Origin of the sequence: Blastococcus aurantiacus, from assembly GCF_900102425.1 — a bacterium.
In the GTDB taxonomy this organism is placed as follows: Bacteria; Actinomycetota; Actinomycetes; order Mycobacteriales; family Geodermatophilaceae; genus Blastococcus; species Blastococcus aurantiacus.
The window spans coordinates 114,866-127,854 of sequence record NZ_FNBT01000009.1; the positions used below are offsets into that span (position 1 = coordinate 114,866).

At 74.3% G+C, this 12,989-nt stretch carries 13 protein-coding genes and 1 tRNA gene; 7 read left to right on the top strand and 7 right to left on the bottom strand.

What is annotated here, in order from left to right; translation table 11 throughout:
* Nucleotides 1-58: 58 nt before the first annotated feature.
* The 5 genes from BLS70_RS17530 to BLS70_RS17550 are packed head-to-tail and all read right to left on the bottom strand — an operon-like array spanning nucleotide 59 to nucleotide 3,700.
* Entirely contained in the window at nucleotides 59-274 is a 216-nt protein-coding gene (locus tag BLS70_RS17530; protein WP_091770589.1) for an RNA-binding S4 domain-containing protein, read from the bottom strand.
* A 5-nt stretch (nucleotides 275-279) separates the two neighbouring features.
* Nucleotides 280-1,005, bottom strand: a complete 726-nt coding sequence (locus BLS70_RS17535; RefSeq protein ID WP_091770591.1) for an MOSC domain-containing protein — start codon at nucleotides 1,003-1,005, stop codon at nucleotides 280-282.
* 1 nt (nucleotide 1,006) lies between these two features.
* Entirely contained in the window at nucleotides 1,007-1,924 is a 918-nt protein-coding gene (locus BLS70_RS17540) for an aldose epimerase family protein (RefSeq protein WP_091770592.1), read from the bottom strand.
* A gap of 58 nt (nucleotides 1,925-1,982) precedes the next feature.
* Nucleotides 1,983-3,053, bottom strand: a complete 1,071-nt coding sequence (locus tag BLS70_RS17545) for a hypothetical protein (protein ID WP_091770594.1) — start codon at nucleotides 3,051-3,053, stop codon at nucleotides 1,983-1,985.
* Nucleotides 3,050-3,700 carry an RNA polymerase sigma factor gene (locus tag BLS70_RS17550; protein WP_255362551.1) on the bottom strand — a complete coding sequence of 217 codons (651 nt, stop codon included), beginning with the start codon at nucleotides 3,698-3,700 and terminating at the stop codon, nucleotides 3,050-3,052. Before BLS70_RS17550 ends, BLS70_RS17545 begins: the two co-directional genes overlap by 4 nt.
* Before the next feature lie 196 nt (nucleotides 3,701-3,896).
* Between BLS70_RS17550 and BLS70_RS17555 the strand changes: the two genes are divergently transcribed.
* Nucleotides 3,897-5,723, top strand: coding sequence for a flavin-containing monooxygenase (locus BLS70_RS17555; RefSeq protein ID WP_091770598.1), 1,827 nt, complete (start codon nucleotides 3,897-3,899; stop codon nucleotides 5,721-5,723).
* Entirely contained in the window at nucleotides 5,720-6,922 is a 1,203-nt protein-coding gene (locus BLS70_RS17560) for a cytochrome P450 (protein ID WP_091770601.1), read from the top strand. Before BLS70_RS17555 ends, BLS70_RS17560 begins: the two co-directional genes overlap by 4 nt.
* A 4-nt stretch (nucleotides 6,923-6,926) precedes the next feature.
* Here BLS70_RS17560 and BLS70_RS17565 read toward each other — a convergent pair whose 3' ends face one another.
* Nucleotides 6,927-7,385, bottom strand: coding sequence for a GNAT family N-acetyltransferase (locus BLS70_RS17565; RefSeq protein ID WP_091770603.1), 459 nt, complete (start codon nucleotides 7,383-7,385; stop codon nucleotides 6,927-6,929).
* Nucleotides 7,386-7,459: 74 nt separating this feature from the next.
* Here BLS70_RS17565 and BLS70_RS17570 point away from each other — a divergent pair, with 74 nt between their 5' ends.
* From BLS70_RS17570 to BLS70_RS17585, 4 genes are all read left to right on the top strand, one after another.
* Nucleotides 7,460-8,623 carry an acyl-CoA dehydrogenase family protein gene (locus tag BLS70_RS17570; RefSeq protein WP_091770605.1) on the top strand — a complete coding sequence of 388 codons (1,164 nt, stop codon included), beginning with the start codon at nucleotides 7,460-7,462 and terminating at the stop codon, nucleotides 8,621-8,623.
* Between the two features lie 91 nt (nucleotides 8,624-8,714).
* Nucleotides 8,715-9,197: a DUF1707 SHOCT-like domain-containing protein gene (locus BLS70_RS17575; protein ID WP_091770607.1), complete on the top strand. Its 483-nt coding sequence runs from the start codon at nucleotides 8,715-8,717 to the stop codon at nucleotides 9,195-9,197.
* A gap of 106 nt (nucleotides 9,198-9,303) precedes the next feature.
* Nucleotides 9,304-11,295 (top strand): acetoacetate--CoA ligase, encoded by a 1,992-nt coding sequence (locus BLS70_RS17580; RefSeq protein ID WP_218122473.1) that lies wholly within the window; start codon nucleotides 9,304-9,306, stop codon nucleotides 11,293-11,295.
* 156 nt (nucleotides 11,296-11,451) lie between these two features.
* Nucleotides 11,452-11,829, top strand: coding sequence for a nuclear transport factor 2 family protein (locus tag BLS70_RS17585; RefSeq protein WP_255362565.1), 378 nt, complete (start codon nucleotides 11,452-11,454; stop codon nucleotides 11,827-11,829).
* A 55-nt stretch (nucleotides 11,830-11,884) separates the two neighbouring features.
* Here the strand turns inward: BLS70_RS17585 and BLS70_RS17590 are convergent.
* Nucleotides 11,885-11,970 (bottom strand) — tRNA-Leu (locus BLS70_RS17590).
* 173 nt (nucleotides 11,971-12,143) lie between these two features.
* Between BLS70_RS17590 and BLS70_RS17595 the strand changes: the two genes are divergently transcribed.
* On the top strand, nucleotides 12,144-12,953 hold the full coding sequence (locus BLS70_RS17595) for an FHA domain-containing protein (protein WP_091770611.1): 810 nt from the start codon (nucleotides 12,144-12,146) through the stop codon (nucleotides 12,951-12,953).
* Nucleotides 12,954-12,989 lie beyond the last annotated feature (36 nt).

Genomic DNA, 12,989 nt, shown 5'->3' on the forward strand with positions numbered 1-12,989 from the left:
CACGTGGAACCTGCAGGGTCGCGCCGCGAGCGTACGAGCGCTGGGGGGCAGGGGTCCTTCAGCGGATGCGGACGTCCCCGAAGCCGTCGACGGAGACGACGTCCCCGGAGCGCAGCTGCCGGCCGCGCCGGTCCTCGGGCTCGCCGTTGACGCGGATGTCCGTGGTGGCCAGGACGTCCTTCACCTGGGCGCCGGTCGGCACGGCGTCGACCAGCTTGAGCAGCTGGCCGAGCCGGATGGTGTCCTCCCCCGGCCGCAGGTCGACGGTGCGCATGCCGCTCAGTCTGCCGTCGGCTCCAGGACGTCGCCGACCCGGACCGTCCCCGGGTCCAGGACGGCGGCCCGCACGGCCAGCAGCCCGTCCCGCTCGCGGTGGATGGTCTTGAGCACCGAGGTGTCGCGGGCGATGCCACCCGGCTGCGGGCGCGTGGTCATGACGCAGCGGAAGATCGGCGCCCCGAAGGCCAGCCGGGCGGCACCGAGACAGGTCTCCCGGCCGCGGAGGGCGTCCTCCCCCTCGCCGTCGAGCACCACGTTGGCCCGGAAGCGCCGCCGGTCCCAGGTGCCCAGCGTGCCGGTGGAGACCAGCGAGAGGCGGATGCGGGGGCTGTCGTGGAAGGGGCCGGTCGCGCCCTGCCACTGCTGCCACTCCGTGGGCCCGTCGGGCTCCTCGTCGCCCGGGTCCTCGTAGGTGGGGGCGGCGCCCTCGTTCTCGGTGGCGGCCCGGAGCTCCACCCGCCGGCCCAGCCAGTCGGACAGGACGGCGTCGTCGGCGGTCACCGTGCCGTCGGGCAGGACGACCTCGACCGCTCCGTCGGGGCGGACCCTCGCTGCGCCGAAGAGCAGCTCGGGCACCCGGCGGGCGGTGAGCCCGAGGCCGGTGTCCCGGTCGAACAGCGCCCAGCCGCGGTCCCGGGGGATGCCCAGCGGGCCCACCCAGGCCTCGGTCAGCCGCTCGCCCTGCAGCGACTTCACCGGGTAGCGCCACAGCTCCAGGACCCGCACGTCAGCCGCCCGCCGTCCAGGACAGCGTCCAGCTGCCGGCCCACGTCTCTCCCGGCTCGAGGACGACGAGGTCCACCCCGTCGGCCAGCGCGTTCGGTGGGCAGGTCATCGGCTCCACGGCCAGGCTGCGCCGCCGCTGACCGGCCGGCAGGGTCTCCCCGCTGTAGACCTGCAGCCACGGCCAGGCTCGGTCGACGGCGAGCTCCAGCTCCCCCGCCGCGCCGCCCAGCCGCACGCGGGCCCAGCCGTCGTCGTCGCGTGCCAGGTCGGTCAGCGGGGTGTCCAGCGCGCGCTCGCCGATCCGGCCGACGGCGCCGTCGAAGGGGCGCCGTCCGCCGCTGGGCAGACCGCCGTCGACCAGCAGCTCGGTACGGGCCGGCACGTGCAGCTCGGCCTCCCCGATGCCGCCGTCGGCGTCGGCACCGACCGACAGGTAGGGGTGGAACCCGGCGCCGAAGGGTGCGCGGCGGTCGCCGTCGTTGCGCACCCGCAGCGTGGTGATCAGTCGCTCCGCGGTCAGCGCGAGGTCGACCGCGGCGGCGAGCCGGAACGGGTAGCCCGGGCGCGGGAGGACCGTCGTCCCGACCGTGGCGGTGCCGCCGGTGGCCGCGAGCACGGACCAGGGCTGCCAGCCGACCAGGCCGTGGGCGGCGTTCGGCGAGGCCGCCGAGGCGACCTCCAGCTGCAGCTCCTCGCCCTCCCACGTCCACCGGCCGTCGCGCAGCCGGTTGGGCCAGGGCAGCAGCACCGCACCGCGCCGGCCGGCCGGGGTGCCGCCGGCCGGGTAGCCGTCGAGCACCTCCCAGCCCGCGACGGCCAGCCGGCGCAGCGCCCCGCCGCGCAGGTCGACGGCGAGCGAGGCGTCGCCCGCGGTCAGCTGCACCTCGCGGGGCTCGGCCGGCGGCCAGATGTGGGGCATGGGAGCCAGCTCACCACATCCGGGCCGCCGCCCGCGCCCTGCCGTCCGGCGCCCGGTCTCAGGGCGTGTACGCGACGCCCTCGGCGATGGCCAGGACGTCGTCCCGGGTGAAGTCCTCGGGCGTCTGCACGGAGCACAGCGTGCCGTCGGGCAGTTCCCACGCCACGAGCCAGAAGCGCTGGTCGGCATCCATGTAGTCGGCCGCCCGGACCATCCGGGCCGGCTGCCCCCCCACCGTCGTCGTCACCGGGGGGTCGAGGGCGGTGACCGAGGCGACGCGCCCCTCGACGGTGCCGTTGTCCATCTCGTTCGCCCCGGCCGGCGCCTCCGGCATGCACTGCACGGTGAAGGCCCGGGTCGGGTCCTCGTCGCTGGCGACGCCGATGGCGCCGCTGCTCTCGTGCCAGTCGACGACGGACCAGCCGGCCGGGGCGAGCCCGACCTGGAGGGTGATGGGCTGAGGGCGGTCGACCAGCGACTCCCCCACCGCGACCAGGGCCGCCACGTCGCCGTGGGAGCCGTCGCCCGAGAGCCGGATCCACTGACCCGGCGCCCGCTCCCAGATCAGTTCCGCGAACGGCAGGTCCTCGAAGCAGACGTTGGCGACCGTGCAGATCTCCGGTGTGACGCCGGAGGTCCATCGGGCCTCGGCCCCGGCGACGGCGACCGTTCCGCGGTCCGTCACGTTCGGGTCGTCCGCCGGGGGGAGCTCGGTGGGCGACAGGTAGATCGCGAAGCCCGTGCCGTCGGGAGAGGTGTAGCCCGCGACCGCCTCCGGGTCACCTGTCGAGCCGGTGAAGGACGGCGTCATCCCGGCGGGCACCGGGTCGAGGGAGAGCGGGAAGGTGATCTCGTCGACGGCCACCAGGGTCATACCGCCCGGTGCGGGGTCGGCGGCCTCCGGCCCGGTGATCGCCACCGCGCCGGCCCAGGCGGCGGCCGCCGTGGCCGCCGCGACCCCGGTGCGCAGGGCCGCGGTGCGCCCGATCCGGACCTTCCGGCGCGGCGCAGCGCGCATCGCGGCGCCCTCGATCTCGGTCAGCAGCGCGGCACGGGCGGCCGAGCGGGCGGAGGGCGACAGCGGTGCGGCCCCGGGGCCGGCGTCGCGGAGCAGCTGCAGGTCGTTCATCGGTCGTCCTCCTCGGACGTCGGGTCGAACGGGGAGACGTCGCCGAGCGCGGCGCGGGTCTGCCGGCGCGCGCGGTTGAGGCGGGAGCGGACGGTGCCCACGGGGACGTCGAGGACCGCGGCGATCTCGCCGTAGCCGAGCTGGCCCCAGGCCAGGAGCAGCAGGGCGTCGCGGTCGCGGGGCTTCAGGCCCGCCAGGGCCGCGGCCAGCGGGCCGCGCAGCGCCTGGGCGGCGAGCCGGTCGCCGGAGTCGGCGGGATCGTCGCCGTGCTCCTCCGGCCGTCCCGCCGCCCGGGCCAGGGCCCGGTACCGGCGCCGTTCGCTGCGCTGGTGCCCGCGCACCACGTTGGTGGCGATGCCCAGCAGCCAGGGCCGCACCTCCAGGTGCTCGGGCCGGTAGGCCGCCCGCCGGCGGAAGGCCACCAGGAAGGTCTCGCTGAGCAGGTCGTCGGCCAGCTCACCGACCCGCCGGCCCAGGTACCGGTGCACCGTCGTGGCGTGCCGGTCGAACAGGGCAGCGAACTGCGCGGGGTCCTCGATCGATCGGGATACCAGCTCGGAGTCGGACGGCGCGGAGTCGGGGAGGGCGCGGAGCCGTGGCGGCTCGTCGGGCGGGCCGGCCGACGAATGCACCGCCGTGGACGTCACGGCTGGTGATGATGCGGCCGCTAGGGGTGATGTGGTCACACCCCTCCATGTCCGGAGCGGCGGAACCGGTTCACGCCCCGCAGAAAACAGAATCCAGTTCGGGAATTGTGGCCTGGATCGCACCGCCGGTCCGCCGCGCTGTGAGAGTCTTCCCCGCACTGTGGCGCGGAGCACAGCCGGACGAGGGGAACGCGAGATGACGACCTCCACCCGCGGGCCGGTGCGCCCGGACGGAACCCCGATCGACAAGGACGCCGTCCGGCGCAAGTACCTCGAGGAGCGCGACAAGCGCCTCCGCGCCGAAGGGAACGACCAGTACCTGCGCCTCACCGGCGAGCTGGCCGGCTACCTCGCCGACCCGTACACCCCCCGGGTCGAGCGCGAGCCGAAGAACGACCACGTGACCGTGGCCTTCATCGGCGGCGGCTTCGCCGGGCTGGTCACCGGCGCCCGCCTCAAGGAGGCCGGCGTCGAGGACGTGCGGATCGTCGAGAAGGGCGGGGACTTCGGCGGCACCTGGTACTGGAACCGCTACCCCGGCGCCCAGTGCGACACGGCGTCGCTGATCTACATGCCGCTCCTCGAGGAGACCGGCCACATGCCGACCGAGAAGTACGCGCACGCGCCGGAGATCCTCGAGCACTGCCAGCGCATCGGGAAGCACTTCGGCCTCTACGACGACGCGCTGTTCCACACCGAGGTGACCGACATCAGCTGGGACGCCGAGGGGTCGCGCTGGCTGGTGCGCACCGACCGCGGCGACGCCTTCACCGCGACGTTCCTCGCCATGGGCACGGGCCCGCTGCACGTGCCCAAGCTCCCGGGCATCCCGGGGATCACCGACTTCACCGGGCACAGCTTCCACACCAGCCGGTGGGACTACGCCTACACCGGCGGCGACCCGTCGGGCGCGCCGCTGGACGGCCTGGCCGACAAGCGGGTCGCGATCATCGGCACCGGCGCGACCTCGGTGCAGGCCGTGCCCCACCTGGCCGGCGCGTGCGCCGAGCTCTACGTCTTCCAGCGCACGCCGTCCTCGGTCGACGTCCGCGCCAACGCCCCGCTGGACCCCGAGTGGTTCGCCTCGATCGCCACCCCGGGCTGGCAGCGACGCTGGCTGGAGAACTTCACCGCCACCCAGACCGGCGCCGGGGACGGCGAGGACCTGGTGATGGACGGCTGGACCGACCTGGCCCGCCGGATGCGCGAGCGCGTGCTGTCGCTGCCGCCGGACCAGCAGACCCTCGCCGGCATGCAGGCGGCGATGGAGGACGCGGATCTCGAGAAGATGGAGGAGATCCGCGCACGGGTCGACGCCGTCGTGGCCGATCCGGCGACCGCCGAGGGGCTCAAGGCCTGGTACCGGCAGCTGTGCAAGCGGCCGTGCTTCCACGACGAGTACCTCGACGCCTTCAACGAGCCGGGGACGCACCTGGTGCACACCGACGGCAAGGGCGTGGAGCGGATCACCGAGACCGCCGTCGTGGCGAACGGGCGGGCCTACGAGGTCGACTGCATCATCTACGCCTCGGGCTTCGAGGTCGGGACCGAGTACACCCGCCGCGCCGGCTACGACGTGACCGGGCGGGACGGCGTCCGGCTGTCCGAGCGCTGGTCCGACGGCATGCGCACGCTGCACGGCACCCACGTGCACGGGTTCCCGAACCTGTTCGTCGTCCAGCCCACCCAGGGCGCGAACCTGATCAGCAACGTGCCGCACAACCTCACCGAGTCCGGTCGGACGATCGCCGCCATCGTGCGGCACGCCCTGGACACCGGGGCCGCGGAGGTCGAGGTGACCGCGGAGGCGGAGCAGGCGTGGGTGGACCTGCTGCTCACCCACCCGGGCAGGGGGGTGATCGGCTCTCCCGACTGCACCCCCGGCTACTACAACAACGAGGGCCACGACGCCGGTCTGCGGGCGAAGCTGAACGTCGGCTACCCGGCCGGCGCGGCGGCCTACTTCACCTACCTGGACGGCTGGCGCTCGTCCGGCGACTTCGAGGGGCTGACGTTCCGGTGAGCGATCTGGAGGACCTGGTCCGGAACATCGACGTCGTCGACCCGTACCCGCTGTGGCAGCAGCTGCTCGCCGGCGGGCCGATCGTCGCCCCCGACGAGTCGTTCGCGCTGCTCACCTCGCACGCCCACTGCGACGCGGTGCTGCGCTCGCCCCTGGTCAGCGTCGATCGGAACAACTCCACGCAGTGGCAGGAGCTCCTCACCTCGCTCTCGCCCGAGGACCGCGAGCGCCAGGAGCGGCAGCGGAGCTTCCTGTTCCTGGACCCGCCGGACCACACCCGCCTGCGGCGGCTGGTGAGCAAGGCGTTCACGCCGCGGACCGTCGCGGAGCTGACGCCCTTCGCCGAGCAGCTCACCGAGGACCTGCTGGACGCTGCCGTCGCGCGCGGGGGGCTCGAGGTGGTCGGCGACCTCGCCTACCCGCTGCCGGTCACCGTCATCAGCCGGATGCTGGGCGTCCCCGAGGAGGACCACCTGCGGTTCTCCGAGTGGTCCGACGTGCTGGCCAAGAGCCTGGACGACGGCCCGGCCATCGACGAGACCGAAGAGTCCCGTGCTCGGCGGCACGCCGCCGACGAGTTCCGCGCCTACTTCACCGAGCTGTGCGCGCAGCGCCGGGCCGATCCGCGCGACGACCTGCTGAGCGCGCTGGTGCAGATCGAGCACGACGGCGACCGGCTGTCCACCGACGAGCTGCTGAGCACCGCGCAGCTGCTCCTGGTCGCCGGCCACGAGACGACGGTCAACCTCATCGCCAACGGCACGCTGGCCCTGCTCCGGGACGACGACCTGCGGGCCCGGGTGGCGACCGACCCCGTCTGCGCCGCCGGCGTCGTGGAGGAGGTGCTCCGCCTCGACCCACCCGTGCAGATGACCGGTCGCATCGCGCGCGAGGACCTGGAGGTCCCTGGTGGCCGCGTCCGCGCCGGCGGGCGGGTGGTGCTGCTGCTCGCGGCGGCCGGCCGGGACCCCGAGCAGCACCCGGACCCGCTGCGGCTGGACCCGGCCCGCACGAGCCCGCACCTGGCGTTCAGCATCGGCCACCACTACTGCCTGGGTGCGCCGCTGGCCCGGCTGGAGGGGCGGATCGCGCTGCAGGCGCTCGCGCGCCGCATGGACGGTGCCCGGCTGGGCGAGCTGACCTACAAGCCGAACCGGATCCTGCGCGGCCCGGCGAAGCTCGAGGTCCTGCTCCCCTGACGCGTCAGGGGAGGGCGCGCTCGAAGAACAGCGAGGAGACCGCCTTAGGGTCGCCGGCGTAGCCGCCGAACGCAGCGATCGGGCGATAGCCGCCGGACTCGTACAGCCCGATCGCCGCGCTCTGCCGCGGACCGGTCTCCAGCCGCAGCGTCGTCCAGCCGCGGCTGCGCGCCGCCTCCTCCAGGCCGGCCAGGACCGCCCGGCTGACCCCGCGTCCGCGCGCGGCCGGGACGACGTACATCCGCTTCAGCTCGGCGGCGCCGTCGCCCAGGGCCCGCAGCGCGCCGCAGCCCAGCGGCGCGCCGTCGTCGTCCCGGGCCACCAGGACGACGGAGATGTCGGCCGCCGACGGTGGGCGCCCGGGCTCGGTCTTGCCGCCGTAGAGCTCGATGAGCTCGGCCTGCTGGTCACCCGCGAGCTGCTGGACGACGGGGTCGTCCCAGGCCACTTCCTCGATCCGCACGCCCTCATCCTCCGCGACCGCCTCCGCGAGGTCCGGCGGTACCGTCCGCGGAACAGCCCGACCGGAGGAGCACCGTGCCCGTCGACCGCGAACTGCCCACCCCCGAGGCCGAGGACCTGCTCGCCCTCACCCGCGAGATCGCCGACGCGGAGCTGGCCCCGAAGGCCGCAGCCTACGAGCGGGAGGAGCGCTTTCCCCGCGAGGTCTTCCGGCTGCTGGGCGACGCCGGGCTCATGGGCCTGCCCTTCGGTGAGGACGTCGGCGGCGGGGGCCAGCCCTACGAGGTCTACCTGCAGGTGGTCGAGGAGCTCGCCGCCCGCTGGGCCAGCGTGGCGCTGGGCGTCAGCGTGCACACGCTCTCCTGCTTCCCCATCGACCGGTTCGGGAGCGAGGCCCAGCGCCGGGACCTGCTGCCGGACATGGTGGGCGGGCAGCTCCTGGGCGCCTACTGCCTGTCCGAGGCGCACGCCGGCTCCGATCCGGCGGCGATGCGGGCCAGCGCCCGGGCCGCCGACGACGGCTGGCGGGCCTCCGGGGAGAAGGCGTGGGTCACCCACGGCGGCCACGCCGACTTCTACTCGACCTTCCTGCGGACGCCGGACGACGGCGAGCGGGCAATCTCCTGCTTCCACCTCACCCCGGACCTTCCCGGCTTCAGCGCGGCACCGCCCGAGCAGAAGATGGGGCTGACCGGCTCCACGACCGCCGCCGTCCGGCTGGACGACGTGCCCGTCCCCGCGGACCGGATCGTCGGCGAGCGCGGTCGTGGCATGGGGATCGCCCTGGCGGCGCTGGACTCGGGGCGCCTCGGCGTCAGCGCGGTCGCCGTGGGCCTGGCGCAGTCGGCGCTGGACCTCGCGGTCGGCTACGCGGTGGAGCGGGAGGCGTTCGGGCGGCCCATCGCCCAGCACCAGGGCGTGTCCTTCCTGCTGGCCGACATGGCTGCCGCGGTGGAGTCCGCGCGGGCCACGTACCTGGTCGCCGCCCGCCGCAAGGACGCCGGCAAGCCCTACTCGCGGCAGGCGAGCATCGCCAAGCTGGTCTCCACCGACGCGGCGATGAAGGTGACCACCGACGCCGTCCAGGTGCTGGGCGGTGCCGGCTACACCCGCGACCACCCGGCCGAGCGCTACATGCGCGAGGCCAAGGTCATGCAGATCTTCGAGGGGACCAACCAGATCCAGCGGATGGTCATCGGCCGCTCGCTCACCTCGGCCGCCGTCCCGCCGAACGCGTAGCCCGTCGGTTCCACGTGGAACCCACCGAAGGGTGGACGACGACGGGGCTCCGCGGCCCGATACTGGGAGCCACCGTCCCAGGAGAGCCTCGATGCCCGAACCGCACCTGCGCGCCGCCGACGCCGACCGCACCGCCGTCGCCACCGTGCTCGGCGACCACATGGCGGCGGGCCGGCTCACCGTCGCCGAGTACGAGGAGCGACTGACCCGTGCCTACGCCGCGAAGACCTACGGCGAGCTGGCCGAGCTGACCACCGACCTGCCGGCCGGCTCCGCCGTGCCCGCGGTGCCGGCCGGGGCCACGGCCGCGGGCGGGGAGACCCGTCCGGACCGGTGGCACCGCGACTGGTCGGGAGCGGGTGCCGGGGAATGGCGCTCGTGGGCGAGCACGGCGGCGATCGTCATCGCCATCTGGGCCACCACGTCGCTGGCGAGCTGGGAGTTCCTGTACTTCTGGCCCATCTGGGTCATCGGCCCCTGGGGCGCGATCCTGCTGGTCCAGTCCCTCACCGGCGGCGACGACGAGGACGGCGCCGAGGACGGGACCGGCCCCCAGGCGCTGCCGGGCCGCTGACGCGCATCCCGGACCCGCGGCGTCGCGACGGCCGGGGTCCGGCGATAGCTTGGCCGGCGGGGCGCGGTCGACCGAACCGTGCACCTCATCCCCCTGGGAGGCGCGCGTGACCGGTGACATCGAGCTCGACGAGCCCGGCCAGGTGCTGTGGACGCCGTCGCCCGAGCGGCTCGAGAGCTCGAAGCTCACCGCCTTCGCCCGCCGGATCGAGGCGGCCCACGGCGAGCGCTTCGAGGACTACGAGTCGCTGTGGCGCTGGTCGGTGGAGCACCTCGAGGACTTCTGGGCCGAGGTGTGGGACTTCTTCGACGTCGCGCCCGGGACGTCGTACGACGCGGTGCTGGCCGACCGCAGCATGCCCGGTGCCGTCTGGTTCCCGGGTGCGCGCCTGAACTACGCCGAGCACGTGCTCCGGCGCGGCGAGGGCCGCGGCGGCGAGACGGCGCTGGTCGCGGTCTCCGAGGACGGCACGGTCTCCGAGGTGACCTGGGACGAGCTGATCGGCCAGGTGGGTGCGGTGGCGACCGCGTTGCGCCGGATGGGCGTCCAGCAGGGCGAGCGGGTCGTCGGCTACCTGCCCAACGTGCCGCAGGCCGTCGTCGCCTTCCTCGCCACGGCCAGCATCGGCGCGGTGTGGTCGGCATGCGGGCCGGAGATCGGCTTGCAGAGCGCCATCGACCGCTTCGCCCAGCTCGAGCCGGTGCTGCTCATCGCGACCGACGGCTACCGCTTCGGCGGCCGGACCCACGACCGACGGGAGCTGGTGGGCGACCTCGCCGCGGCGCTCCCCACGCTGCGCGACGTCGTCTCGGTGCCCGTCCTCGGTACCGAGCCGACCGGCGCCGTCCTCCCGTGGTCCGACCTGCTCGCCGAGCCGGGCGAGGCCGCCCCGGTCCAGCTGCCCTTCGACCACCCGCTGTGGGTCGTCTACTCCTCCGGCACGACCGGGCTGCCCAAGGGGCTGGTGCACGGGCACGGCGGGATCCTGCTGGTCGCGCTGGCGGGCAGCGGGCTGCAGAACGACCCGCAGCCGGGCGACCGCGGCATGTCCTACACCTCGACCACCTGGATCATGTGGAACAGCATGGTCAGCGGGCTGCTGACCGGCAGCACCGCCGTCCTCTACGACGGCAACCCCATGTACCCCTCGGTCGACCGGCTGTGGCAGCTGGCCGAGGAGCACCGGCTCACCAGCCTGGGCGTCAGCCCCGGCTACCTGCAGGCGTGCGCCAAGGCCGGGCTGCACCCCGCCCGCGACCACGACCTGTCGGCCCTGCGCAGCCTGGGCGTGACCGGCTCCCCGCTGCCGGCGAGCTCGTTCCGCTGGGTGTACGACGAGCTGGGGCCGGACTTCGTGCTGCGGGTGTTCAGCGGCGGCACCGACTTCGCGGCCACCCTCGTCGGCGGCTCCCCCTGGCTGCCGGTGTACCTGGGCGAGATGTCGGGCCGGTCGCTGGGCTGCCACGTCGAGTCGTGGGACACCGACGGCAAGCCCCTGGTCGACGAGGTCGGCGAGCTGGTCATCCTGTCGCCGATGCCCTCGATGCCCCTGCGGATCTGGGGCGACGAGGACGGCCGGCGCTACCACGACGCCTACTTCGACACCTATCCCGGCGTGTGGCGGCACGGTGACTGGCTGACGATCACCAGCCGCGGCACCGCCCTGATCCACGGCCGCTCGGACTCCACCCTCAACCGGCACGGCGTGCGGATGGGCAGCTCCGACATCTACCAGGCGGTCGAGGCGCTGCCCGAGGTCGCCGAGGCGCTGGTGCTCGGCATCGAGCAGCCCGACGGCGGCTACTGGCTGCCGCTGTTCGTCCGGCTGGCCGACGGCGCCGTGCTCGACGAGGAGCTGGTCGACCGCATCCGCTCCGCCGTGCGGACGCAGGCCTCTCCCCGGCATGTGCCCGACGAGGTGCTCGAGGTGCCGGCCGTACCGCACACCACCACGGGCAAGAAGCTCGAGGTGCCCATCAAGCGGATCTTCCAGGGCGTCCCCGTCGAGAAGGCGTGCAACCTCGGTGCCGTCGACGACCCGGCCGCCGTCACCTGGTTCGCCGACCTCGCCGGACGACGGCAGCGCGCCGTCGGCTGATCCCCGGCGACGATGTGCGCCCAGGGCGCGTTCCCGGCCCCGGATGCGCCGTCCACGCACATCGTCGGGCGTGCGCGCGACGGGTGGGTGGGACGCGACGGGGTAGGGCGCGATGGCCGCCCCGTGACCACCGCCCCAGGAGGAACCGTGCACTCCATGACCGAGCGCTTCACCGCCGCGCTGCACACGATCGACAGCGACCGGGACGTCGCACCGATGCTCGAGCTCACCGGGGACGACGCCGAGCTGATGAAGCTGGACGAGCGGAACGGGACGTCGGGCAAGGACGGCGCGAGGACCTTCTGGGAGGACTACCGGAACGTCTTCGGCGAGCTCGAGACCACGTTCACCTCGTCGGTGATCGGCGAGCGCAGCGCGGCCCTGGAGTGGACGTCCACCGGGACGCTGCGCAGCGGCTCGGCGTTCACCTACCGGGGCGTCACCGTCATCGAGGGCGACGAGGACCGGCTCACCGGCGTCCGCACGTACTACGACTCGGCGGCCTTCGTGCAGAAGGCGGGCGGCACGGCCTGACCGCTCAGCCCGGGGACGACGAAGGGCTCCCCGGAGCGGGGAGCCCTTCGCTGCCTGGTGGGCAAGGGGGGAGTTGAACCCCCACGTCCTTTCGGACACACGGACCTGAACCGTGCGCGTCTGCCATTCCGCCACTTGCCCTGGCGAGCGACGACGATATCAGCCCGGGAGCGCCGGCCCGGCCGGGGGTGGCAGCGTCTCGCCCCCGCCAGCACAAACGGGCACCCTGGCGCGCGTTGGCCGGTCCACGGCGCGCCGCCCGGCTACGATCACCGACAGCACAGACATGTCCGGGCGAGCGCAAGGGAGCGACCGTGGGTGTGCTCCAGCGCTTCGAACGGCGTCTCGAGGGCATGGTTGGCCTGGCCTTCGCGCGCCTGTTCAAGGGCAAGGTGCACCCCGCCGAGATCGCCAAGGCGCTGACCCGCGAGGCCGACGAGCAGCGCTCCGTCGTGGGCGAGGGCCGCATCCTGGCGCCGAACGTCTACGTCGTCCGCCTCGGTGACACCGATTTCGAGCACCTGGGCCAGTGGTCCGACCAGCTCGCCGGCGAGCTCGCGGACATGGTCTCCGAGCACATCGACGACGAGGGCTACGCGATCTTCGACGCCGTCCGCGTGCACTTCGAGCTGGACAGCGACCTGCCCACCGGCGTCTTCGAGGTGTCCTCGGAGGTGGCCGACCCGTCGGCGCCCGGCCACCGCGGCGACCTCGCCCCCGCCGGCCCGCCGCCGGTCAACGGCCACCCCCCGCTGCCCCCGCTCCCGCCGCTGCGCGGGCACGCCGGCGACACCGGCAAGGTCGCCCCGCCCCTGCTGCGGCCCGGCCGGTCGACCGTCACGCACGCCCTCGTCGTCGACGGCCCCGGCACGCGGCACGAGCTTTCGCACGGGCGCAACGTGATCGGCCGCGGCACCGAGGCCGACATCCGGCTCCCCGACACCGGGGTGAGCCGCAAGCACGTCGACGTCGTCCTGGAGGGCGGCGTCGCGACCGCCGAGGACCTGGGCTCCACCAACGGCACCCTCGTCAACGGCCGGCGGATCACCCGCCAGCCGCTTGCCGACGGCGACGTCATCCGGATCGGCCACTCGGTGCTGGTGTACCGGCGGGACGGCGCGTGACGAGGTCACCGAGGTCACGCATGAGCACCGCACTTC